Origin of the sequence: Bradyrhizobium sp. R2.2-H (genome assembly GCF_004346455.1) — a bacterium.
GTDB classification, from domain to species: domain Bacteria; phylum Pseudomonadota; class Alphaproteobacteria; order Rhizobiales; family Xanthobacteraceae; genus Bradyrhizobium; species Bradyrhizobium diversitatis.
On record NZ_SMBR01000004.1, the window covers coordinates 552094 to 574663 of the forward strand.

At 65.9% G+C, this 22570-nt stretch carries 23 protein-coding genes and 1 riboswitch; of the genes, 10 read left to right on the top strand and 13 right to left on the bottom strand.

Translation table 11 applies throughout. From position 1 onward, the window contains the following. The first annotated feature begins 36 nt into the window (after positions 1–36). The gene (locus EDE08_RS13595; protein ID WP_131868984.1) at positions 37–900 is read left to right on the top strand and encodes an alpha/beta fold hydrolase; all 864 of its coding nucleotides are present in this window, start codon (positions 37–39) and stop codon (positions 898–900) included. A 51-nt stretch (positions 901–951) separates the two neighbouring features. On the opposite strand, the gene metW is transcribed toward EDE08_RS13595, so the two are convergent. Next, positions 952–1614: a methionine biosynthesis protein MetW gene (metW, locus tag EDE08_RS13600; RefSeq protein WP_131868983.1), complete on the bottom strand. Its 663-nt coding sequence runs from the start codon at positions 1612–1614 to the stop codon at positions 952–954. Position 1615: 1 nt separating this feature from the next. Further along, the gene (gene metX, locus EDE08_RS13605; protein ID WP_131869412.1) at positions 1616–2812 is read right to left on the bottom strand and encodes a homoserine O-acetyltransferase MetX; all 1197 of its coding nucleotides are present in this window, start codon (positions 2810–2812) and stop codon (positions 1616–1618) included. An 85-nt stretch (positions 2813–2897) separates the two neighbouring features. Continuing rightward, positions 2898–2977, bottom strand: a riboswitch (SAM riboswitch). Positions 2978–3133: 156 nt separating this feature from the next. Here metX and EDE08_RS13610 point away from each other — a divergent pair. The 3 genes from EDE08_RS13610 to EDE08_RS13620 are packed head-to-tail and all read left to right on the top strand — an operon-like array spanning position 3134 to position 6042. Beyond that, complete coding sequence (locus EDE08_RS13610) at positions 3134–3982, top strand: chorismate mutase (protein ID WP_061881265.1); 849 nt, start codon at positions 3134–3136, stop codon at positions 3980–3982. A 30-nt stretch (positions 3983–4012) separates the two neighbouring features. Further along, positions 4013–5110, top strand: a complete 1098-nt coding sequence (gene hisC, locus EDE08_RS13615; RefSeq protein WP_131868982.1) for a histidinol-phosphate transaminase — start codon at positions 4013–4015, stop codon at positions 5108–5110. Next, positions 5107–6042: a prephenate/arogenate dehydrogenase family protein gene (locus EDE08_RS13620; RefSeq protein ID WP_131868981.1), complete on the top strand. Its 936-nt coding sequence runs from the start codon at positions 5107–5109 to the stop codon at positions 6040–6042. The genes hisC and EDE08_RS13620 overlap by 4 nt, the downstream gene beginning before the upstream one ends. A 121-nt stretch (positions 6043–6163) precedes the next feature. Here EDE08_RS13620 and EDE08_RS13625 read toward each other — a convergent pair whose 3' ends face one another. Further along, positions 6164–7348: a DUF2125 domain-containing protein gene (locus EDE08_RS13625; RefSeq protein ID WP_131868980.1), complete on the bottom strand. Its 1185-nt coding sequence runs from the start codon at positions 7346–7348 to the stop codon at positions 6164–6166. 110 nt (positions 7349–7458) lie between these two features. Here EDE08_RS13625 and EDE08_RS13630 point away from each other — a divergent pair, with 110 nt between their 5' ends. After that, a complete protein-coding gene (locus tag EDE08_RS13630; RefSeq protein WP_165935925.1) occupies positions 7459–8061 on the top strand; it encodes a gamma-glutamylcyclotransferase in 603 nt (200 codons plus the stop codon). Here EDE08_RS13630 and EDE08_RS13635 read toward each other — a convergent pair. The 4 genes from EDE08_RS13635 to ftsE form a co-directional block, all read right to left on the bottom strand. Continuing rightward, positions 8058–8831, bottom strand: coding sequence for a lysophospholipid acyltransferase family protein (locus EDE08_RS13635; RefSeq protein ID WP_131868979.1), 774 nt, complete (start codon positions 8829–8831; stop codon positions 8058–8060). The genes EDE08_RS13630 and EDE08_RS13635 overlap by 4 nt on opposite strands. Before the next feature lie 11 nt (positions 8832–8842). Continuing rightward, a complete protein-coding gene (locus EDE08_RS13640; protein ID WP_131868978.1) occupies positions 8843–9547 on the bottom strand; it encodes a YdcF family protein in 705 nt (234 codons plus the stop codon). A 205-nt stretch (positions 9548–9752) separates the two neighbouring features. Further along, positions 9753–10721 carry a cell division protein FtsX gene (locus EDE08_RS13645; RefSeq protein WP_131868977.1) on the bottom strand — a complete coding sequence of 323 codons (969 nt, stop codon included), beginning with the start codon at positions 10719–10721 and terminating at the stop codon, positions 9753–9755. Next, positions 10714–11373, bottom strand: a complete 660-nt coding sequence (gene ftsE / locus EDE08_RS13650; protein ID WP_028178893.1) for a cell division ATP-binding protein FtsE — start codon at positions 11371–11373, stop codon at positions 10714–10716. Before ftsE ends, EDE08_RS13645 begins: the two co-directional genes overlap by 8 nt. Positions 11374–11576: 203 nt before the next feature. On the opposite strand from ftsE, the gene EDE08_RS13655 reads away from it, so the two are divergent. Together EDE08_RS13655 and EDE08_RS13660 are read left to right on the top strand one after the other, a co-directional pair. Next, on the top strand, positions 11577–12455 hold the full coding sequence (locus EDE08_RS13655) for an MJ0042-type zinc finger domain-containing protein (protein ID WP_165935907.1): 879 nt from the start codon (positions 11577–11579) through the stop codon (positions 12453–12455). A gap of 105 nt (positions 12456–12560) precedes the next feature. After that, positions 12561–12935, top strand: coding sequence for a response regulator (locus EDE08_RS13660; RefSeq protein WP_028178895.1), 375 nt, complete (start codon positions 12561–12563; stop codon positions 12933–12935). A 140-nt stretch (positions 12936–13075) separates the two neighbouring features. Here the strand turns inward: EDE08_RS13660 and EDE08_RS13665 are convergent, their stop codons facing one another. Further along, on the bottom strand, positions 13076–15721 hold the full coding sequence (locus tag EDE08_RS13665; protein WP_131868975.1) for a TIGR02302 family protein: 2646 nt from the start codon (positions 15719–15721) through the stop codon (positions 13076–13078). 169 nt (positions 15722–15890) lie between these two features. On the opposite strand from EDE08_RS13665, the gene EDE08_RS13670 reads away from it, so the two are divergent. Both EDE08_RS13670 and EDE08_RS13675 read left to right on the top strand, forming a co-directional pair. Next, on the top strand, positions 15891–16274 hold the full coding sequence (locus EDE08_RS13670; RefSeq protein ID WP_028134137.1) for a carboxymuconolactone decarboxylase family protein: 384 nt from the start codon (positions 15891–15893) through the stop codon (positions 16272–16274). Positions 16275–16514: 240 nt separating this feature from the next. Next, a complete protein-coding gene (locus EDE08_RS13675) occupies positions 16515–17405 on the top strand; it encodes an NAD(P)-dependent oxidoreductase (RefSeq protein WP_131868974.1) in 891 nt (296 codons plus the stop codon). Positions 17406–17538: 133 nt separating this feature from the next. Here EDE08_RS13675 and lysA read toward each other — a convergent pair whose 3' ends face one another. From lysA to argH, 3 genes are all read right to left on the bottom strand, one after another. Beyond that, a complete protein-coding gene (lysA, locus tag EDE08_RS13680) occupies positions 17539–18804 on the bottom strand; it encodes a diaminopimelate decarboxylase (RefSeq protein WP_131868973.1) in 1266 nt (421 codons plus the stop codon). Between the two features lie 24 nt (positions 18805–18828). Further along, on the bottom strand, positions 18829–19122 hold the full coding sequence (lptM, locus tag EDE08_RS13685) for an LPS translocon maturation chaperone LptM (protein WP_131868972.1): 294 nt from the start codon (positions 19120–19122) through the stop codon (positions 18829–18831). 91 nt (positions 19123–19213) lie between these two features. Continuing rightward, on the bottom strand, positions 19214–20611 hold the full coding sequence (gene argH, locus EDE08_RS13690) for an argininosuccinate lyase (RefSeq protein WP_131868971.1): 1398 nt from the start codon (positions 20609–20611) through the stop codon (positions 19214–19216). Between the two features lie 105 nt (positions 20612–20716). Here argH and tlpA point away from each other — a divergent pair, with 105 nt between their 5' ends. Continuing rightward, positions 20717–21382, top strand: a complete 666-nt coding sequence (tlpA, locus tag EDE08_RS13695) for a thiol:disulfide interchange protein TlpA (protein WP_131869410.1) — start codon at positions 20717–20719, stop codon at positions 21380–21382. A gap of 4 nt (positions 21383–21386) precedes the next feature. Here tlpA and EDE08_RS13700 read toward each other — a convergent pair whose 3' ends face one another. Continuing rightward, entirely contained in the window at positions 21387–21581 is a 195-nt protein-coding gene (locus tag EDE08_RS13700; protein WP_028182113.1) for a putative motility protein, read from the bottom strand. Between the two features lie 71 nt (positions 21582–21652). After that, positions 21653–22534, bottom strand: a complete 882-nt coding sequence (locus tag EDE08_RS13705; protein ID WP_131869409.1) for a 3-hydroxybutyryl-CoA dehydrogenase — start codon at positions 22532–22534, stop codon at positions 21653–21655. Positions 22535–22570 lie beyond the last annotated feature (36 nt).

The window sequence follows — 22570 nt, forward strand, 5'->3', positions numbered from 1 at the left end:
ATCCTGCAAAGACGGCTTGACAGAGGGAAAGAGTTAATGCCCCACGCCACGACAAGGGACGACGTCCGCATCTATTTCGAAGAGGCGGGTCAGGGAACGCCGATACTTTTTCTGCACGAGTTCGCGGCCGACTACACCAATTGGGAGCCGCAGATGCGCTACTTTTCGCGCGGCCATCGCTGCATCGCCTATTCGGCGCGCGGCTACACGCCTTCGGACGTACCCGAAGGTGACGTCTACACCTACACGCATTTCTACACCGATGCGCTCGCGGTGCTCGACCATCTCGGCATCGAGCGCGCGCATCTCGTCGGCCTGTCGATGGGCGCCTATTCGTCGCTCCAGATCGGGCTCAACGCCCCGCAGCGCGCGTTGTCGATGGCGCTCGCCGGCGTCGGCTCCGGCTCGGAGATCGAAAATCTGGAGGCCTGGCGCCAGCAATGCCGCGCCAATGCCGAGCAGTTCGAGACATCGGGCTCCGCCGAAGTCGCAAAGGTCACGCGCGAGGCGCCGAGCCGGATTCCCTTCCTGGTGAAAGACCCGCGCGGCCACGCCGATTTCTATGCCGCGCTGGCACGGCACGACGCCAAGGGTTCGGCGCGCACGATGCGCGGCTTCCAGGGCGGACGTCCCTCGATCTACACGATGATGGACGCGATCGCGAAGGTGGCAACGCCCGCGCTGATCATCTGCGGCGACGAGGATGATCCCTGCATCGGGCCCAGCCTGTTCCTGAAGAAGCACCTGCCGGCCGCGGGCCTCGCGATGTTTCCGAAGTCGGGCCACGTGCTAAACCTCGAAGAGCCTGCGCTGTTCAACGAGAGCGTGGAGCGGTTCGTCACGCTGGTGGAAGCCGGACGGTGGCCGGTGCGCGATCCGCGGTCTTTAGCTCCACACTAGCCGTCATTCCGGGATGCGCCGAAGGCGCAGGCCCGGAATGACGGAGAGAGATTATTTCCCCCCGCCCCTGCTCAGCAAGAACACCGCCTGTTCGCCGAACATGTTCCATACCCACCAGGGCAGGTTCAGCGGCACCGGGCGGCCGTAGAGATCGAGCGCGACCGAGCGCTCCATCTTGACGTTGATCTCGTCGCAGAGCTCGACGAAATCCTTGATGGTGCAGAAATGGATGTTGGCGGTGTCGTACCAGGTTGCCGGCAGGTTCTCCGTGCGCGGCATGTGGCCGCCGATCAGGAGCTGCAGCCGCATCTTCCAGAAGCCGAAATTCGGGAACGAGACGATGGCCCGGCGGCCGATGCGCAGCAGATTCTCCAGCACCACGCGCGGCTGCCGCGTCGCCTGCAGCGTCTGCGACAGGATCACGTAGTCGAAGGCGTCGTCGGGATAGTTGACGAGGTCGGTGTCGGCGTCGCCCTGCACCACCGCAAGCCCCTTGGCAACGCAGCGGTTGACGCCCTCGCGCGACAGCTCGATGCCGCGGCCGTCGACGCCGCGGGTCTCCAGGAGCTGAAGCAGATCGCCCTCGCCGCAGCCGACGTCGAGCACCTTGGAGCCCGGCTTGACCATCTCGGCCACCAGCCGATGATCGGCGCGGTAATCACCGGACGGCCTGGCCGCAACGCCGTCCAGCGGCAATACTTCCTGCACGGACATGTCAGCTACCCTTCAAGCCGCGGGCCTTGCCTGCCGATTGCAGGAAGGCGCGGGAGATGTCGAAGAATTCGGGGACGTCGAGCAGGAAGGCGTCGTGGCCGCGATCGGTTTCAATCTCCGCGAACGACACCCGCGCGCTCGACGCGTTCAGCGCGTGCACCAGCGCGCGCGATTCCGAGGTCGGGAACAGCCAGTCGCTGGTGAAGGAGACCACGCAGAAGCGGGTCTGGATTCCCGCAAACGCCTTCGCCAGCACGCCGCCATGGTCGGCCGCGATATCGAAATAGTCCATCGCGCGCGTCAGATAGAGATAGGAGTTGGCGTCGAAGCGCTCGACGAAGGACGAGCCCTGGTAACGCAGATAGCTTTCGACCTGGAAATCCGCGTCGAACGAGAAGGTCGGCAGCTCGCGGTCCTGCATGCGCCGGCCGAACTTGCGATGCAGTGCCGCGTCCGAGAGATAGGTGATGTGCGCGGCCATCCGCGCCACCGCGAGCCCGCGATGCGGATGGATGCCGTGATCGGCATAGCCGCCGCCATGCCAATCGGGGTCGGCCATCACGGCCTGGCGCCCGAGTTCGTGGAAGGCGATGTTCTGCGCCGAGTGCCGCGTCGCGCAGGCAATCGCCAGCGCGGAGAACACGCGGGCAGGATAGGCCGAGGTCCATTGCAGCACCTGCATGCCGCCCATCGAGCCGCCAACGACGGCGAACAGCGTGTCGATGCCGAGCCGGTCGATCAGCATCGCCTGCGCGCGCACCATGTCGGGGATGGTGATGACGGGGAAATCCAGGCCCCAGACCTTGCCGGTGGCGGGATTGATCGACGCCGGCCCGGTCGAGCCCATGCAGCCGCCGATCACGTTGGAGCAGATGATGAAGTAGTGCTTGGGATCGATGGGCCGGCCGGGGCCGACCAGCGTCTCCCACCAGCCGGGCTTGCCGGTGACGGGATGCACATTGGCGACGTGCTGGTCGCCGGTCAGCGCATGGCAGATCAGAACGGCGTTGGAGCGATCGGCGTTGAGCTCGCCATAGGTCTGGTAGGCGATCTGGAACGGGGTGAGATCGACGCCGCAATCGAGCCGCAGCGGCTGCTCGGTGCCGAAATGAGCGACCTGCGAGCTCGGGTGATCCACCTCGTGCGACCGTTCGTCGGCGCTGATCGCAGGACTGGGTACTGACTTGACGCCAACCATCATCGACCTCGTTTGCGACTGCCGTCAGACCGCCGCTGGAATCAGGCCATGAAAAACCCGGCCTGAACGATAGGTTCGGCCGGGATCGGAAGCGTCCCCGGCCTGTTTAGCGAGTTTTTTAACGTGGCTGCAAGCCGGCCGGCTCAAATGACCACGGAACGGGCAAAAGTTACCGTCTTGGGCGGTTTTCGTCAAGTCGCGGCCCGGATCGACTGAATTCGTCTGTCTCGCATCGACCGAAAAGGACCTCATTTCTCTTTGCTTTCGCCGCCCCGACTGCCTAATCAGGACATCCCCCATCGCAACGATCGACGACCAGACATGTCCCAACGTCCGCCCGCGCCACCATCGCTCCAGGAATTGCGCAAGGAGATCGACGCGATCGACGAGAGCATGCATCGCCTGCTGATGCAGCGCGGCGACATCATCGACCGCCTGATCCAGGTGAAGCAGACCCAGGAGGTCGGCTCGGCATTTCGGCCTGCGCGCGAGGCCTCCATGATGCGCGAGATCGTGCAGCGCCATCGCGGCATCCTGCCGCTCGACACGGTCGAGAGCATCTGGCGCGTCATCATCTCGACGTTCACCTATGTGCAGGCGCCGTTCTCCGTGCATGCCGACATCTCGGTGAGCGAGCCGGCGATGCGCGATTCCGCGCGCTTCCATTTCGGCTTCACGGTGCCTTACGTCGCCCATTTCAGCGCGCAGGCCGCGGTCGAGGCGGTGGCGAAATCCAAGGGCGACCTCGCGCTGGTCTCGGCGACCTCCAGCCGCACGCCGTGGTGGCTCTCGCTGGAGGAAGCTGGCGCGCCGAAGATCATCGCGCGGATGCCCTTCGTCGAACGTGCCGATCATCCGGCGGCGATGCCGGTGTTCGCGGTCTCGCGCGTCCCCGACAGCGCCCTGGTGACGGAGGTCGAGACCTTCAGCGTGCGCGTCTCCGGGTGGAACGCCGAGGTCGCGCGCGCCCTGTCGCCGCTCGCCGAGATCGTGGCGGTGCCCGATACCGCCTTCGATGGGGCGGCGCTGCTGGTCTCGGTCACCAGCGCGACCAGCATCGACAAGATCAGGGCTGCCCTGATCGAGGCGGGGGCCTCGGTACGCTCCACGGCTCTCGTCGGCAGCCACGCAACGCGCTATACGGTGCCCCCGACCGGGGCGAAATCGTAAATCGCGCGCCTCGCCATTTCGGAGTTGAAGATGTCCCGCCCCGTGCCGAATCCCGGCATTCTCGATATTGCGCCCTACACCCCCGGCAAGAGCCCGGTGCCGGAGCCGGGCCGCAAGGTGTTCAAGCTCTCGGCCAACGAGACGCCGTTCGGCCCCTCGCCCAAGGCGATCGAGGCGTTCAAGCGCGTGGCGGATCATCTGGAGGACTATCCGGAAGGCACCTCGCGCGTGCTGCGCGAGGCGATCGGCCGTTCTTTCGGGCTCGATCCCAACCGCATCATCTGCGGCGCCGGTTCGGACGAGATCCTCAACCTGCTCGCCCACACCTATCTCAGCCATGGCGACGAGGCGATCTCCACCACGCACGGCTTCCTGGTCTACCCGATCGCGACCATGGCGGTCGGCGCCAGGAACGTGATCGCCGAGGAGACCAACCTCACCTGCAACGTCGACGCCATCCTCAAGGCGGTAACGCCGAAGACGAAGCTGGTCTGGCTCGCCAATCCGAACAACCCGACCGGCACCTATATTCCGTTCGACGAGGTCAAGCGGCTGCGCGCCGGCCTGCCCTCGCACGTGCTGCTGGTGCTCGACGCCGCCTATTCCGACTACGTCTCGCGCAACGATTACGAGATGGGAATCGAGCTCGTCGCCACCACCGAGAACACGGTGGTGACGCACACCTTCTCCAAGATCCACGGCCTGGCTGCGCTGCGCATCGGCTGGATGTTCGGCCCCGAGCACATCATCGACGCCGTCAACCGCATCCGCGGTCCCTTCAACGTGTCGACGCCGGCGATGTATGCCGCGGTCGCCGCGATCGAGGACACCGCGCACCAGGCGATGTCGAAGCAGTTCACCGAGACCTGGCGCAACCGGCTCACCGAGGAGATCGGCAAGCTCGGACTGAAGGTGACGCCGAGCGTCGCCAATTTCGTGCTGATCCACTTCCCGACCGACAAGGGCAAGACCGCTGACGAGGCCGACGCCTTCCTGACCAAGCGGGGCCTCGTGCTGCGCGCGCTGAAGAATTACGGCCTTCCGCATGCGCTGCGCATGACCATCGGCACCGAGGAGGCCAACCGTCTCGTGATCGAGGCCTTGCACGACTTCATAGGCGGCAAATGAATGCTGATCCGCACTTCCGGCGCGTCGCGCTGATCGGCTTCGGCCTGATCGGCGGCTCGATTGCGCGCGCTGCGAAGCTCCAGGGCCTGGCCGGCGAGATCGTCACCACCGCACGCTCGGAGAAGACGCGCGCACGCGTCGCCGAGCTCGGCATCGTCGATGAGGTCGTGGCGACCAATGCAGAGGCCGTGAAGGATGCCGATCTCGTCATCCTCTGCATTCCGGTCGGCGCCTGCGGAGCGGTGGCGCAGGAGATCGCCGCGCATCTGCAGCCGGGCGCGATCATCTCCGACGTCGGCTCGGTCAAGGGCGCGGTGGTCAGGGACATGGCCCCGCATCTGCCGAAAGGCATTCATTTCGTGCCGGCGCATCCGGTCGCAGGCACCGAGCATTCGGGCCCGGATTCGGGATTTGCCGAGCTCTTCATCAACCGCTGGTGCATCCTGACGCCGCCGGAAGGCACCGACATGGCCGCCACGGAGCATCTGCGCGCGTTCTGGGCGGCGATGGGCGCCAAGGTCGAGATCATGACGCCGGATCATCACGATCTCGTGCTCGCGATCACCAGCCATTTGCCGCATCTGATCGCCTACACCATCGTCGGCACCGCGGACGAGCTGGCGCAGGTGACGGAATCCGAGGTGATCAAATTCTCCGCCGGCGGCTTTCGCGATTTCACCCGTATCGCCGCGTCCGACCCGACGATGTGGCGCGACGTCTTCCTCGCCAACAAGGAAGCCGTGCTGGAGATGCTCGGCACCTTCACCGAGGATCTCGCCAAGCTCACCCGCGCGATCCGGCGCGGCGACGGCGAGGCGCTGTTCGATCACTTCACCCGCACCCGCGCCATCCGCCGCGGCATCGTCGAGATCGGCCAGGATTCGGCCGCGCCCGATTTCGGCCGCCAGCATGGCGCGCTGAAGCAGCCGTAGCTTGGGCCGTCATTCCGGGGCGCCCGAAGGGCGAGCCCGGAATCCATCGGGCCACAGCGCACGCGGTGAAATGGATTCCGGGTTCGATGCTGCGCATCGCCCCGGAATGACGAGAGAGGCTTCAATACAGCGGCGGGATCTGGCCGACCTTGACCGGGCCGAGCAGCACGGCGCCGTCGACGAACTTCAGCGGGAAGCTTCGCGCCTTCTTGCCTTCCAGCGTGCTCTCGGTGCCGATCGAATTGATGCCGGCGGCGACGCCGGCATTGGCGTTCTGCTTGATGACCTTGCCGAGCCCGGGCACGGCGCGGTCGAGCGCGCCGAACAGATTGTTGAGGTCCTGCGACTTCACGCCGGGGGCGACGCGGTCGAGCGTTGCCTGTGGCACGCCCTCCTCCAGCATCTTCTCGATACCGAGCGCCGGGATCACGCGCTCGAGGCCCGTCACCGTCATCTGCAATTCGCCGTCGAGCCGGCCGTTGGCCGAAAGGCCGAGCGTGCCGGCCGCGACCGCGATCATCTCGCCCTGCTGGATCCGCGACTGCACGATCTCGATATGGCCGCCGGCAGCCTGGATTTCGCGGAAGCGCTGCGGCCAGGGCTTTGGCGTGAGGTCGGAGAGACCGGTGATCTTGGCGCGGGTGTCCGCCTCGAACGGCTCGGCGAGCAGGGGATGAACGCCCTGGATGCTCCCCTGCGCGACATGGACCACGGTCTCGATCACGGGGTGATCGGAGGGTGATCCATCCGCGAGGCGGCCGTGCAGCTCGATCTGCTTGGCGCGCGCGAGCGGCACCTGCACGCTGCCGTCGACGCGGTTGAGGCTGGGATCGTCGAACACGATGGAGGCGCGATCCGGCACGGCAGGCAGGCCGGCCACGCTGGCGCGGCCCTTGCTCCAGTTCACCACGAAGGTGTTTTGCGTGATGCCGTCGGTCAGCGTCGCAGGCGCGGAGAATTCGGCGATGACGCGCTTGGGATCGTAGACCTGGGCGACGACCAGGATGTTGTCGAGCTTCGCCGTGAACGGCGTCCTGCTCGCGTTCTGCGACACCAGGGCGACGCTGGCGCCGGAGCACTGGACCTCGAAGCGGAACGGGAAGCCCGCGATCGAGCGCTTGGCGCAATCATAGATGCGGCCGGACTTGGCCTCCTGCGCCCGCCAGGCGTCTGCGGCGATTTCGGCCTGCGACGCCGCGTAGAACCAGAAACCGCTCCACGCGACCGCGAGGATCAGGACGAGAACGGGTGCGATGAAAAGGCCCCAACGGGAGCGACGGCCTGCGGCAACGGTCATATTGGACATGCGGCGACCCTTTGATCCCGGATTTTGGCAAATGTAAGCGGGGACGGCCTGCGACGAAAGGCGGAGAATTCGCTTCGCTTCGGGGCATGGTTCTGGTAGCCGTGCCCGAAATGTCGGAAATCACCGTCCCTTCCGTCACCACCGCCAAGGGCGACCTCTGGGTGTTCGGCTACGGCTCGCTGATGTGGCGGCCGGGCTTCGAGTTCGAGGAACGCATCCCGGCGCGGCTGGTCGGCGAGCACCGCGCGCTCTGCGTCTATTCCTTCGTGCATCGCGGCACGCCGGAAAAGCCTGGCCTGGTGCTCGGGCTCGACCGCGGCGGCGCCTGCCGCGGCATCGCCTTCCGCGTCGCCGAGAAGAACCGTGCCGAGGTCGTCGCGTACTTGCGCGCACGCGAGCAGGTCACGTCGGTCTATCGCGAGGTGATGCGTTCGGTGTGGCTGGAGAACGATGCGCGCCAGCGCGTCTCTGCACTCGCTTACGTCGTCGACCGTGGCCACGCGCAATATGCCGGCCGGCTGTCGCTCGCCGAGCAGCACCGCCATGTCGTTCAGGGCCACGGCCAGTCCGGCGCCAATCGCGACTACGTGACCGCGACGGTGAAGGCGATCGAGGCCGAAGGCTTTCGCGACATGCAGCTGCATCAGCTCGTATTGATGCTGCATGGTGATGCGCATTCGCTGCACGCCGCGGCTCCGAACGAAGATCGCTAGCCGCCCGTTGGCGCGTAGCTCGGCGCCGAGCCGATCGATTGCTCCTGCTCCCTGCGGCCGGCCTCGACGAGGCGGCCGGTCGCGTCCTCGATCGCGGCTTGCACGCGGGAGAGAAACTCGTCCTTCGGCAGGCCCGGCGGCAACGGTTCGAGAAATTCCACAACCAGCGTGCCGGGATAGCGCATGAAGGTGCGGCGGGGCCAGAACAGGCCGGAGTTGAGCGCGACCGGCAGGCACGGCACGCCGCACGACGAATAGATCTGTGCAAAGCCGGTCTTGTAGTCGGGCGGCGCGCCCGGCGCGCGCCGCGTACCTTCCGGAAAGATGACAAGTTGCTTTCCGCTGCGCACGGCCTCGCGCGCCCGCCGCGTCATCTCCAGCAGCGCCTTCACGCCGGCATTGCGGTCGATCGCAATCATCCCGGTCTTGACCAGAAACTGGCCGAACACCGGGATCTGCATGAGCTGGCGCTTGAGGATGAAGATCGGCCGGTTGAAGAAGCCCGGCAGCACGAAGGTCTCCCAGAACGACTGATGCTTTGCCACGATCAGCAGCGGGCCTTTCGGGATGTTCCCGACACCGCGGAATTCCACCTTGATGTTGCAGACCACGCGCATCAGGAACAGCGTTGCCTTGGCCCACCATTCCGCCACCGTCAGCATGGCGCGCGGCGGCAATGCGAAGGTCGGCAGCGCCACGATCGCAAGGCACACCAGCACGGCGTAGAACAACACGTTGAACACGAGCGAGCGTAGAAAAATTGGGAACATCGATGGTCCGATCAATTGGCCTGTGCGGTAGCGGGCCGCTTCGGCTGCTGACCTGCAGGCTGCTCCGATATCTCGGGCCAGAGGTCAATCCCGAAATGCTCCAGCCGCACCCTGAGCTCGGCCGCGATGTACTTGACATATTCCGACAGGAGCAGCCGCAGCGTCGATCCCGAGGTCCACCACGGCTCCTCGCGCCATTTTTCGCCGACCACCGCGAACGGGATCAGCGTCATCTGTGGCATTGCATGCGAGAATTCCACCAGCGCGCGCGGCATGTGATAGTTGGAGGTGACCACGATCAGCGATTTGAACCGGCGCCCCTCGGCCCAGCGCCGCGCTTCCGCTGCGTTGCCGCGGGTCGAGAGCGCGGTGCGGTCGAGGTCCACGCAGCAGGTCATGAAGGACTGGTTCTCCGGCAAGGTCCGGGAGATGTCGCTCGCCCTCGAGGTCGGATGCACGCCGGAGATCAGGAGCCGCCTGCCGTAGCCCGCAGCGAGCAGCTCCATCGCGTCCGATACCCGCGAGGAGCCGCCGGTCAGCACGACGATGCCGTCGGCTTTGCGGTCGGGCACCGTCTCGGCGCCGCGCAAATGCGACAGGAATGCAACGAAGCCTGCGGCCGCGGCAACGAAGGCAAGCGCGATCGTCGACACGATTGTCGCGCGCAGCCAGCCGCGCGGCAGTTTCGGCGATCGATCGTCGGTCGGCGAGCTCATGCGATATCAGTGATCCCTTCCCTGAAGCGATTTTAAGACGTTTTGAGGCGAAGTGGAGTCCGGTTTCTTCACCCTCTCCCCTTGCGAGAGACGGGTGAGGGATCTCTCTCCGCGCATTCACTTCGACATTTGTACGCGTGGACAGACCCCCTCATCCGGCGCTTCGCGCCATCTTCTCCCACAAGGGGAGAAGGAAGAAAGCAACTCAATCAACATCGTTCAGCGTCGCGAACAGCGTCTGGCGTGAGGCCACCGCGGTGATGCCGCCGATCAGCACGGCCTGAACCGCGAGCACGATGTAGCCGGACGGCCGCAGCGAGAAGGTGCCGAGCAGCGCGGCAAACTGGTCGCCGACGGGAGTACCGGAAAACCAGCCTGCGATGGACTCTGAGAAGCCGAACATCAGCATGGCGGCGCCGCCGCCGATCACGCCACCCTCGAGGCCCAGCCTGAGGAAGTGGCGCAGGAAGTGATTGGCGATGTAACGGTCGCCGGCGCCGACGAAATGCAGGACCTCGACGATCGGACGATTCGCCGCCATGGCGCCGCGGGTCGCGAACGAAACCGAGATGATGGTGGCGATGATGACGAGCGCGAGAATGCCGAGGCCGGCCAGCACGATGGCGTTGGTCATCGAGCGCATGCGCTCGATCCAGGCGCGGTGATCGTCGACGCTGGCGCCCGGCGCGACCTGCGTCACGTGCGCCCGCAGGGCGCCGAGATCGAGCGGCGTGCCCGGCTGCACGCGCGCGATGATCATGCGCGGCACCGGCAGATCGTCCATGGACAGGCCGGTTCCGAGCCAGGGCTCGAGCAGCTTGCCACTCTCCTCCTTGGTGAACGGCCTGACCTCGACGATGCCGGCTTGCGTGCGCATCGCCTCCGTCACGGCCGTGGTGTCACGATCGAGATCACGGCCGGCCTGCGGACGAACCTGGATGGTGATTTCGCTCGCGACGTCCGACTGCCATTCGGCGGCGGAGGCACTCACCAGCAGCACCGTACCCGTGGCCATCGAGGCGAGGAAGCTCATGATGGCGACGACGGCGACCAGCGCTCTGCCATGGATCGAGGCGCGCGGCACGATCGGCGACATGTTGCGTGCCCTGGCCGGAAGCTGCGGACGCTCCTGCCCGAGATCGACCAGCACGCCGCGCTCGTCGGTCCTACTCATAGACGTGCAGCCGTCCCTGGTGCAGCACCAGCCGCCGTGCTTCGTACTGGTCCATCAGGCCGATGTCGTGAGTGGCGATGATGACGGCGGTGCCTGATTTGTTGAGCTCGATGAAGAGCCGCAGCAGGCGGCGGCCGAGCGTCGGGTCGACGCTGCCCGTCGGCTCGTCCGCGAGCAGCAGCTGCGGCCGCGAGATCACGGCGCGCGCGATCGCCGCGCGCTGCTTCTCGCCGCCCGACAGGATCGGCGGCAGCGCATCCATGCGGTCGCCGAGGCCGACCCAGCGCAGGAGATCGATCACCTCCTTGCGGTAGCTCGACTCGCTGCGGCCCATGACGCGGAACGGCAGCGCGACATTCTCGTAGGTCGTCATGTGGTCGAGCAGGCGGAAATCCTGGAGCACGATACCGATGCGCTTGCGCAGGTCCGCGATCTCGTCCTTGCCGAGCTGCGAGATGTCGTGGCCGAACAGAGTGACGAGGCCCCGCGTCGGCCGATGCGACAGAAACAGCAGGCGCAGCAGAGACGTCTTGCCGGCGCCGGACGGTCCGGTGAGAAACTGGAAGGAATGCGCCGGGATCTGGAAGCTGAGATCGCGCAGGATCTCCGGCCCCAGACCGTAACGCAATCCGACATTTTCGAACCGAACCAAGCTCAGCTCCGTTCGAGAGGGGGCGCGGGTCGCACTGCGGCGCTCCGCCACGCGCGATCAACGGGTTTTGCCGCCGTTATGGTTTCCGGTTCGTTAACGGTCGGCCAGTAGCATAGTTGGCGGCATCCCTGCCGCCCGGTTCGCCGCGACCGGCTGATCGTCAAGATTCGTCCAAGACCTCGTTCATGCATCAAGGCTCGTCCATGCATATCGTCTGCCCCCATTGTATGACATCCTACGCCATCAAGCTCGCGAGCCTTGGGGCCAACGGACGGGCGGTCCGCTGCTCCCGTTGCAAGGAGACCTGGATCGCCCATGCCGAGGATGCCATCGAGGAGGCGTCCGTTCCGGCCATGGCCGCTGCCAGCCGAGCCGACGACCAGTCCGACCTCGCCGAGCAATGGAACTCCTATGCCAAGGACGACGGCGCCGCGAATGCGCCCGTCGTCGACAGCCCATCGATCGCCAGCGACTGGCCGGATGAAGAGGTCCGCGAGACCGAGGACGAGTGGTCAGCGGCAGCCCGTCAGGTCGAAGAGGAGACTGCCGGCGCGCAGCACCAGTCCTGGTTCCGCGGCCTGTTCCGCCGCCGCGGCGCCAGGGTGAGCCGCCCGGCCCCCACCACGGCACCGCGGAGATCCTATTTTGGCCTGCCGACCGTCTGCACCGCGATGGGCGCGCTGGTGCTGGCCCTTGTGGTCTGGCGCGGCGACGTGGTGCGGCTGCTGCCCCAGACCGCGGCATTCTACAAGATGGTCGGGCTCGAGGTGAATCTGCGGGGCCTGGCCTTCAAGGACGTCAAGCTCTCCAGCGAGACCGTAGACGGTAAGCAGGTGCTGGTGATCGAGGGCGTGATCGTCGGGGAGGGCAAGAAGCCGCACGACATCCCGCGGCTGCGCTTTGCCGTGCGCGACGCCCAAGGAGCCGAGATCTACGCCTGGAATACGGTGCTGGAACAGACCGTGCTGCGGCCCGGCGAGCGCGCCTTCTTCCGCTCGCGCCTGGCCTCGCCGCCGCCGGAGGGCCGCAATATCGACGTTCGCTTCTTCAACCGGCGCGACATTGCCGGCGGCAGCGTATAGCCGATCAGGCTATTGTTGGAGCATGATCTTTGCGGGAAGACGCTACGCATTTGTCCGGATCATGCTCGAGGTCCGGCACGGAAGGTTGATCCCAAGGTTGGTCTCATGCCGAAAATCCTGATCGCCGACGACGAGGATTCGATGCGCCAGCTGGTGGCGCGCGCCATCGCCATGGACGGCCACGAGACCGTCACCGCCCAGGACGGCGCCGAGGCGCTGGAGATCCTGATCCGCGAGGACGGCGCTTTCGATCTGTTGCTCACCGACATCCAGATGCCGGTCATGGACGGCATCGCGCTGGCACTCTCCGCCGCCCGCGATTTCCCTGATCTGACCATTTTGCTGATGACCGGCTTTGCCGACCAGCGCGAGCGCGCCTCGAACCTGAATGCGCTGGTGCATGATGTCGTGACCAAGCCGTTCTCGGTCGCGGATATCCGCACGGCCGTGGCGGATGCGCTGGCGGCAAAGAAGGGTTAGCGGCCAGCAATAGCCACACATGCCGCTGTCATGCTCCGCGAAAGCGGAGCATCCAGTACGCCGCGGCTTCTCGATTCAATCGCTACCGTCTCGGAGTACTGGATCGCCCGCCTGCGCAGGCGATGACACCGAGTGTGGAGTTAAAACTCCTTCAGCAGCCGCTCGAGATAGTCGAGCTCGATCTGCGGGCGCGAGGGATCGCCGAGACGACGGCGGAGCTCTTCGAGAATGCGGCGGACACGCTGGGTGTCGATCTCGCCGGGAATCTTGACCGTGTAATCGTCGCCATATTCGCGCCCATGCAGCGGACGACCCAGCGGGTCGGTCTGGTTGCCGCCGCTCTGCTGACGACCGGCGCGCTGGCCGGGGCCGTCGCCCTGACCATCACCATCGCCCTGCTGCATCGCCTCGGCCATCTTCTGCGCGCCCTTGCGCATCGCGTCGAGCGCCTTGCCCTGCGAGTCCACGGCGCCGTCGGCATTGCCCTCGCCGAGCTTTGATCCCGCATCGCCCATGGCGCCGTCGGCGGCGTCCAGACTGCCGTCGTCATCGCCCTGGTCGCCGTCCTGATCGCCGTTCTGGCCGGGCTGGCCCTGGTCCCCCTGCTGACCCTTCTGTCCCTGTTGGCCTTTCTGCCCTTTTTCGCCCTTCTGCGTGAGGCCGCGCTTGGCAAGCTCGTCCTGCAGCTTCTTCAGGCGGTCGCGCAGTCCCTGCTGGTCCTGCTGCAGCTCCGACATGGACTGATCACCCTGCTTGCCGCGCGAGCGGTCGCGCCGGGAATCCTGGCCCTGCTTGAAGGTCTTGTCGCGCAATTGCTGCTGCTTGCGGATCATGTCGCCGAGCTCGTTGAGCGCCTGCTCCATGTCGCTCTCGCCGGACTGCCCCGGCTGCGCCATCTGCAGGCCCTCCAGCATCTGCTGGAGCTGATCGAGCAACTGCTTGGCGGCATCCTTGTCGCCGGAGCGCGACAGGCGCTCCATCCGGTCGATCATGTTCTGCAGGTCCTGCTGGCGCAGGACCTTGGTGTTCGGATCGAGCGGCCGCGCCAGTTGCTGCGGATCATTGTTGTTGCGGAACTGCTCGGCGAGCTGGCGCATGAAGTCGTTCAGCGCCTGACGCAGGTCCTGCGTCAGCTTCTTGATCTCTTCGTCGCTCGCGCCGCGCTCCAGCGCCTGCTTCAGCGCGTCCTGAGCCGCCCGCAGCGCCTTCTCGACATCGGAGATCTTGCCGTCCTCAATCGTCACCGCAAGCGCCCACAGGCTCGCCACGACCTCGCGCAGGGCATCATCGGTGCGCGCGGCCTCGAGCTGCCGGGCCACGCTGTGCAGGCCGAGATATTGTCCGGGCTCCGGCGTGAACATCTCGGGCGCGATCATCAGCGCGTCGAGCGCGGCATACACGTCGGAGTTCTTGTTGGCGTCGAGCGCGAGGATACGGCGCTGCTCGATCAACGCACGCGCCAGCGGCTTGGTGAAGAGCCGTTCGGGCAGGCGCATGTTGAACGGTTCGCTCATGGCCTCATTGCCGGCCTCGTCCTTGGCCGTAAGGGTGAGCGTGACCTCGGCGCCGGCATATGGATCCTCGCTCAGATCCTTCACCGACTGTCCGACGCCGTTGCGGGTCCGCGCATTCGGCAGCGCGAGCGGGAAGTGCGGCGGCTGGAACAGCGGACGCGGAGCCGTCCTGGTGTCGCCAGCGCCGGCGGCAGCCTTCGGACCATCCTCGGCAATATCTTTGGCGTCGGTGGACCGCGGCGCGAATTTCGCCTCGGCGCCGGTGACGCCGTAATCGTCCTCGATCTTATAGGAGAGCTGGAGCGCGCCGCGCGCCTGGCGCTCCGGATCCTTGGCCAGAGCGATCGTCGGCGGACGATCCGGCGTGGCCGCAAAGGCCCATTGCGGCTGGCCGGAGGGCGCCCGGACATGCGCGGTGCCGTCGCCGGAAATCGCAAAATGCTTTTCGTTGGTCCCCTTGGGGCTGGCTTCAGTCGGGGCGACCTCCTTGAGGCCGCCCGAGACGGCGACATCCAGGTTGCCGCCGGAGGAGCGCACGATCAGTGTCGAGCCGGCGGGAACGGCGAGCGGACCGCTGGCGGGCAGGGCCGCAGCTTCCTTGTTGGCGGCCGACAGAATGACCGGAGGCCTGCCGGTGTACAGCGGCGGCGTGACCCAGGCATCGACGCGAACGTTGCTCGGCGCCAGCACCCCGTTCCAGTCGAAGGCGGCGCCAAGCCGCATCGCACGCTCGTCGCCGGCGGCGAAGAAGGTCGCAACCAGCATCACCATGACCAGCGCGCGCAGCGCCCAGGGGTCGTGAAGCGCGAGCCGCGGGTGCGGCAGACCGGCGCGGATGCGCTTGAGGGAAGCCAGCGTCCGCTCACGCTGCGCCTGCCACAGCGCCTGCGCGACCGGATCTTGCGAGGTCAGCGTGTCCGTGAGCGTGGTGGCCGGGCGGTGACGGATGCCGGAGCCACGGTCGAGCCGGGCGAGCGCTTCCGCGCGGCTCGGCCAGCGGAAGCCGAGCAACGGGAACAGGGCGGCGACCGCGATCGCGGCGAAGAGCGCGAGACCAATGGCCCGGGCCATGAACGGCAGTGCCAGCCAGAGACCGGCCCAGGACACCACCAGGAACAGGCCGGCGACGGTCAGAAAGCGCGCCGCGTTAGGCCAGGCACGCTCCCACGCGATGGCATAAATAGCCCGATCAAGGGCCTGCGCCAGCTTCAGCCGCGACAGCGCATCACTGCTGCGGATCGGGTCTGACGGGTCGGGGGTGACGCCGTTCAATCAACTCTCCAGGTTGCCCGGTAGAGCAGACCCTATCACAACGGCAGCACTGAGGCATCCGTTCCTGTACGGGAGAACCCCCTTTTCCCGCATAACACGAGGACGTGACTGGCCCGGTGCAACCCCGTAACTTCCGCGCGCCATCCCTGAGGGAAACGAAGGAAACGCCATGGACAAGAAGATGCACGACAAGGGCCTGGAAGTCCGCAAAGCGGTGCTGGGCGAAGCCTATGTCAACAACGCCCTGAAGAACGTCGACGATTTCAACCGCCCGTTCCAGGAGATGCTCAATGAATATTGCTGGGGCACGGTGTGGGGCCGCGAGGAGCTGCCGCGCAAGACCCGCAGCATGCTCAACATCGCCATGATCGCGATCCTCAACCGCCAGCACGAGTTTCGCGCGCATCTCAAGGGCGCGCTGACCAATGGCGTGACGCGCGAGGAGATCCGCGAGATCCTGATGCAGGTCGCGATCTACGGCGGCATGCCGGCCGCGGTCGACAGCTTCCGGATCGCGCGCGAAGTGTTCGCGGAGATCGACGGGAAGGCGTGAGACATAGCGCCAATCTCCGCTGTCGTCCCGGACAAGCGAAGTGAAGCGGAGCGTAGATCCGGGACCCATATCCACAGGAGGACGTGGTTACGGGGACTCGTAGTGACCGCTTTCGCGCAACGACTCCTCCCTGGGGTTATGGGTCCCGGATCGGCGCGCGCCTGAGGCGCGCTTGTCCGGACGACACCGAGGATGGAGTGCGCATCTTTCACAACAACGAAAACCAAACAAGGAAACACCATGGACATCGGATTCATCGGGCTCGGAAACATGGGCTTCCCGATGGCGCGGCGGCTGATCGAGGCGGGACACAAGCTCGTCGTGTTCGACACGCGCAAGGACGTCGCAGGCAGGCTCGTGGCGCTTGGCGCGACTGCGGCGGCGTCGCCAAAGGACGTCGCCGATCAGGTCGAGACCGTGATGGCGAGTTTGCCTTCGCTGCAGGCTTCACTCGACGTCGCAACGGGAGCGAACGGTGTGATCGAGGGCAGGCGCGCAAAACGCTTCGTCGATCTCTCCACCGTCGGCTCGACGATGGCAGCGAGGATTCACGGCCTGCTCGCCAAGCGCAACATCGTGCAGGTCGACTGCCCCGTCTCCGGCGGCGTCGGCGGCGCCGAGAAGGGCACGCTGGCGGTGATGGTGTCAGGCCCGAAGGCCGAGTTCGAGCTGCTCAAGCCCGCGCTCGAGGTGATCGGAAAAGTGTTCTTCATCGGCGAGAAGCCCGGCGCGGCCCAGACCATGAAGCTCGCCAACAATTTCCTGTCGGCCACCGCGATCGTGGCGACCTCGGAAGCCGTGGTGATGGGCGTGAAGGCCGGCCTCGATCCCGCCGTGATGATCGACGTCATCAATGCGGGCTCCGGCATGAACACCGCGAGCCGCGACAAGTTTCCGCGCGCGGTGCTGCCGCGCACGTTCGACTTCGGCTTCGCCACGGGGCTGATGGTGAAGGACGTGCGGCTGGCACTGGAGGAGATGAAGCAGCTCGGCCTGTCGATGGAGGTTGCCGATGCGGTCGGGCGGCTATGGGAGACGATCATCAGCGCGGAGGGCGCCGAATCCGACTTCACCGCGGCGATCAAGCCGATCGAGAAGAAGGCCGGAGTCGTCGTCGGCGGACAAAAATAGCGCTCACGGGGGTGGGCACGGTTGCCGCTTGATCTGCCTTCCAAATCAAGCGGTTCGATCCGACGGGCAACCGTTCTGCCGACAACCCCGGGCTACTGTGCATGGGGTTGTTTTGCGGGTTTTGAGTGCGCCCTCACAGCCAGGGCGCAGGCCGATCCATCGCAATGAGCTGTTCCACCTCGATGCGCGGGCGCACCACGGCGTATTGATCGCCCTTCACCAGCACCTCGGGCACCAGCGGGCGCGTGTTGTAGGTGCCGGCCTGGACGGCGCCATAGGCACCCGCCGTCATGATGGCGAGGAGATCGCCGGCCTTCGGCGCCGGCAGCGTGCGGTCGAGCGCGAGATAGTCGCCGGTCTCGCAGACCGGGCCGACGACGTCGGCCATGATCGTCGCCGCGTCCTTGGCCGGCTGCTTCACCGGCAGGATGTCGTGATAAGCCTCATACAGCGTCGGGCGGATCAGATCGTTCATCGCGGCGTCGATGATCACGAAGTTCTTGCCGTCGCCGTGCTTCACATAGATGACCTTGGCGACCAGGATGCCGGCATTGCCGACGATCATGCGGCCGGGCTCGAACATCAGCGTGCAGCCGAGATTGTGGCTGACGCGCCTGACCATGGCGGCATAGGCGGCGGGCGCCGGCGGCGCCTCACGGTCCATTTCATAGGGGATACCGAGACCGCCGCCGAAATCGACGTGGCTGATGTTGTGGCCGTCGGCGCGCAGCGTCTGCACGAATTCGGCGAGGATGCGGAACGCGGTCTCCATGTTGGAGAGGTCGGTGATCTGGCTACCGATATGCACATCGGTGCCGGTCACTTCGATACCGGGCAGCCTGGCGGCGCGCACATAGACCTCGCGCGCATGCGCGATCGGGATGCCGAACTTGTTCTCGGACTTGCCGGTCGAAATCTTGGCATGCGTGCCGGCATCGACGTCCGGATTGACACGGAGCGAGATCCGCGCGGTCTTGCCCATCGCGGTCGCAAGGCGCGAGAGCGATTCGAGCTCGGGCTCGGATTCCACGTTGAGGCAGAGGATGTCGGCGGCAAGCGCGGCGCGCAGCTCCTCTTCCGTCTTGCCGACGCCGGAGAACACGATCTTGCTGGCCGGGAAACCGGCGGCCAGCGCGCGTTTCAATTCACCGCCGGAGACGACGTCGGCGCCGGCGCCGAGCTTAGCCAGCGTGCGCAGCACCGACTGGTTGGAGTTCGCCTTCATGGCGTAGCAGACCAGCGCCTTCTCGCCAGCGAAGGCCTCGGCGAAGACGCGGTAGTGCCGCTCCAGCGTCGCGGTCGAATAGCAATAGAACGGCGTGCCGACGGTGGCGGCCAGCTCGGACAGGTTCACCGCCTCGGCGTGCAGCACGCCGTTGCGATAGTCGAAATGGTTCATGGCTTTAGGCTCGCTTGTCCCGGCTTATTTCCTGCCGGAAGGTTCGTCCAGGAGCGGGTCGAGAATAAACGGTTTCTTCCGGCCCTTGGCCGCCGCGGGCGCGGCATCCGCGCTGGAGGTAGGGTCGAACAGACTCGGCGTCTTCTGGGCCGCGGTCTCGGTATCGACGGGCCCGGCGCCGGTGGCTGCAGGCGCGTTGGAGGCGGTCGGCGGCAGATCCAGCGGGCCCTTGCGGCCACAACCGGCAAGCGCGAGCGCCGTCAGGCTCAAGATAATGATGGCCCACCCCGAGCCGGCCGGGCGAAACTTTGACGTCACGACGAAATCCCCACTACGCGGCGCACCATACAGAGATTGGCGCGCTCTGGCGAGAGCCGGATGACCATGAAACATAAGCGAAATTTTGCCCTCAGCCCGATTTTCGCTCTTTTTCCAGCCGCTTCGCCCAGGCCTTGGCCTGGGACGCGACGTTCTTCGGCGCGGTGCCGCCGAAGCTGGTGCGGCTCTTCACCGACGATTCGACCGAGAGCACGCCGAACACGTCCTTGGTGATTTTGGGCTCGATCGCCTGCATCTCGCTCAGAGGCACCTCGTGCAGCGCGACGCCGCCCTCGGCGGCCTTGGCGACGATGCGGCCGGTGACGTGATGGGCCTCGCGGAACGGCATTTTCAGCGTCCGCACCAGCCAGTCGGCGAGGTCGGTCGCGGTGGCGTAGCCCTCGCCCGCCGCCGCTTTCATCTGGGCTTCATCCGGAATGAGGTCGCGGACCATGCCGGTCATGGCGCGGATCGCCAGCGACAGCGCGGCAAAGCCCTCCATGGCACCCTGCTTGTCCTCCTGCATGTCCTTTTGATAGGCGAGCGGCAGGCCTTTCATCACGATCAGAAGACCATTGAGCGCGCCGATAACGCGGCCGGTCTTGGCGCGCACGAGCTCGGCGGCGTCCGGATTGCGCTTCTGCGGCATGATCGAGGAGCCGGTGGTGAACTTGTCGCTGAGCCTGACAAGACCGACCAGCGGCGAGGTCCAGATCACGATCTCCTCGGCAAAGCGCGACATGTGCACGGCGCAGATCGAGGCCGCCGACAGCGTCTCCAGCACGAAATCGCGGTCGGAGACCGCGTCGAGCGAGTTCGCCATCGGGCGGTCGAACAGGAGCGCCTTGGCGGTGGCGTGGCGGTCGATCGGGAACGAGGTCCCGGCGAGCGCGGCCGCGCCGAGCGGGGATTCGTTCAGCCGCTTGCGCGCATCCTGGAAGCGCCCGCGGTCGCGCGCCGCCATCTCGACATAGGCAAGCAAATGGTGGCCGAAGGTGACGGGCTGCGCGGTCTGCAGATGCGTGAAGCCGGGCATCACGGTGCCGGCATGCTCCAGGGCACGCTCGACCAGCGCCTGCTGGAACGCGGCGAGCGCGGCATCGGTCTCGTCGATGACGTCGCGGACGAACAGGCGGAAATCCGTCGCGACCTGGTCGTTGCGCGAACGCGCGGTATGCAGGCGGCCGGCGGCGGGGCCGATCAGCTCCGACAGGCGGCTCTCGACATTCATATGGATGTCCTCAAGCGCGCGCTTGAACGCGAAGCCGCCCTTGCCGATCTCTGACAAAATCGTGTCTAGACCCTTGCCGATATTTTTCGCATCAGAGGCCGTAATGATGCCCTGCGTGGCCAGCATGGCAGCGTGGGCCTTGGACGCGGCAATGTCCTGGGCGAAGAGGTGACGATCGACGTCGATGGAGACGTTGATCTCTTCCATGATCTCGTCGGGACGTTCCGAGAACCGGCCGCCCCACATCTTGTTGCTCATGATCCCCTGCTCACGCCTTGCCTGTCGCTAGCCACGTTTGCTGGCCTCGGCCAGCCGTATTAAGAGGCCCCTGATAGCCATATCTGCGACCGGATGACAAACGATATGCTCGACAAGAAGCCCTCCGCCACGCGCCGCATCCCCCTCGTCATCGCCACCGTGGCGATCGGAGGGCTGGCCGGCTTCGCCGCGTTGTACGGGCTCGGCCTGAGCCGGGCTCCGTCAGGCGATCCGACCTGCAAGGCGGCGGTCGCGACGGCGCAGAAGATCGCCCCGCTCGCCCATGGCGAGGTGGCGGCGCTGACCATGGCGAGCGCCCCGCTGAAGCTGCCCGACCTCGCCTTCGAGGATTCCGACGGCAAGCCGAAAAAGCTGTCCGACTTCCGCGGCAAGACGCTGCTGGTAAATCTCTGGGCCACCTGGTGCGTGCCCTGCCGGAAAGAGATGCCGGCGCTGGACGAGCTCCAGGGCAAGCTGGCGGGCCCGAATTTCGAGGTGGTGGCGATCAATATCGACACCCGCGACCCTGACAAGCCCAAGAGCTTCCTGAAAGAGGCCAATTTGACCCGGCTCGGCTATTTCAGCGATCCGAAAGCCAAGGTGTTCCAGGACCTTAAGGCCATAGGCCGGGCGCTGGGCATGCCGACCTCGGTGCTGGTCGATCCTCAGGGCTGCGAGATCGCGACGATCGCGGGGCCGGCGGAATGGGCGAGCGAGGACGCGCTCAAGCTGCTCCGCGCCGCGACCGGCAAGGCCGCCGCATCGCTTTAGGAATTCAGGCGGTGACGTTGAGATTGCCGCCGACGCCGGGGCCGACATTGGCCAGCGAGGGCTGGCCCGCGCCCATCAGGGTCAGGACGGTCGACTTCTCCATGTCCATGTTCTGCTTCGTCAGCGTCGCCGCGATATTCGATTGCAGCGCGCCTTGCTGAGCGGCCAGCATGGTGCTGACCATCGCCATCATGTCCATTACGCGAACCCTCTTACCGGCCGTAACCTAGGCGCGAGAGGTTAACGCGACATGAATTGACACGAAGCGGATCAGCGCGTCGGCACCGGCTTGGCGCCACGGTAGTCGTAGAAACCGCGCTGGGTCTTGCGGCCGAGCCAGCCGGCCTCGACGTATTTCACCAGCAGCGGGCACGGGCGGTATTTGGAGTCGGCCAAGCCCTCATGCAGCACCTGCATGATGGAGAGGCAGGTATCGAGGCCGATGAAATCGGCGAGCTCGAGCGGACCCATGGGATGGTGAGCCCCGAGCTTCATCGCGGCGTCGATCGCCTCGACATTGCCTACGCCTTCATACAGCGTGTAGATCGCCTCGTTGATCATCGGCAGCAGGATGCGGTTGACGATGAAGGCCGGGAAATCCTCGGAGACCGCGACCTGCTTTCCGAGCTTGCCGACGAATTCCTTGGCGGTCTCGAAGGTGGAGTCGTCGGTGGCGATGCCGCGGATCAGCTCGACCAGCTCCATCAGCGGCACTGGATTCATGAAGTGAATGCCGATGAACCGCTCCGGGCGGTCGGTGGCGGCGGCAAGCCGCGTGATCGAGATCGAGGACGTGTCGGAGGCGACGATCGCCTCCGGCTTCAACACCGCGCAGAGCTCGTGGAAGATCTTGCGCTTGACCTCTTCCTTCTCGACCGCGGTCTCGATGACGAGGTCGCAATCGGCGAGATCGTCCAGTTTTTCGGCGGGCGTGATGCGCGCCATCGCCTTGACCTTGTCGTCCTCGGTGACGGCCTTCTTGGAGACCTGACGCGCCAGATTGCCGTTGATGGTGGCCATGCCCGACTTGAGGCGGTCGGGCGAGACGTCGTTGAGCACCACGTCGAAGCCGGCGAGCGCCGCGACATGTGCGATGCCATTGCCCATCTGACCCGCGCCGATCACGCCGACCTTCTTGATCACTGCCGCCATCATGTCATCCACCGGAACGGCGCGCGACGAGCGCAC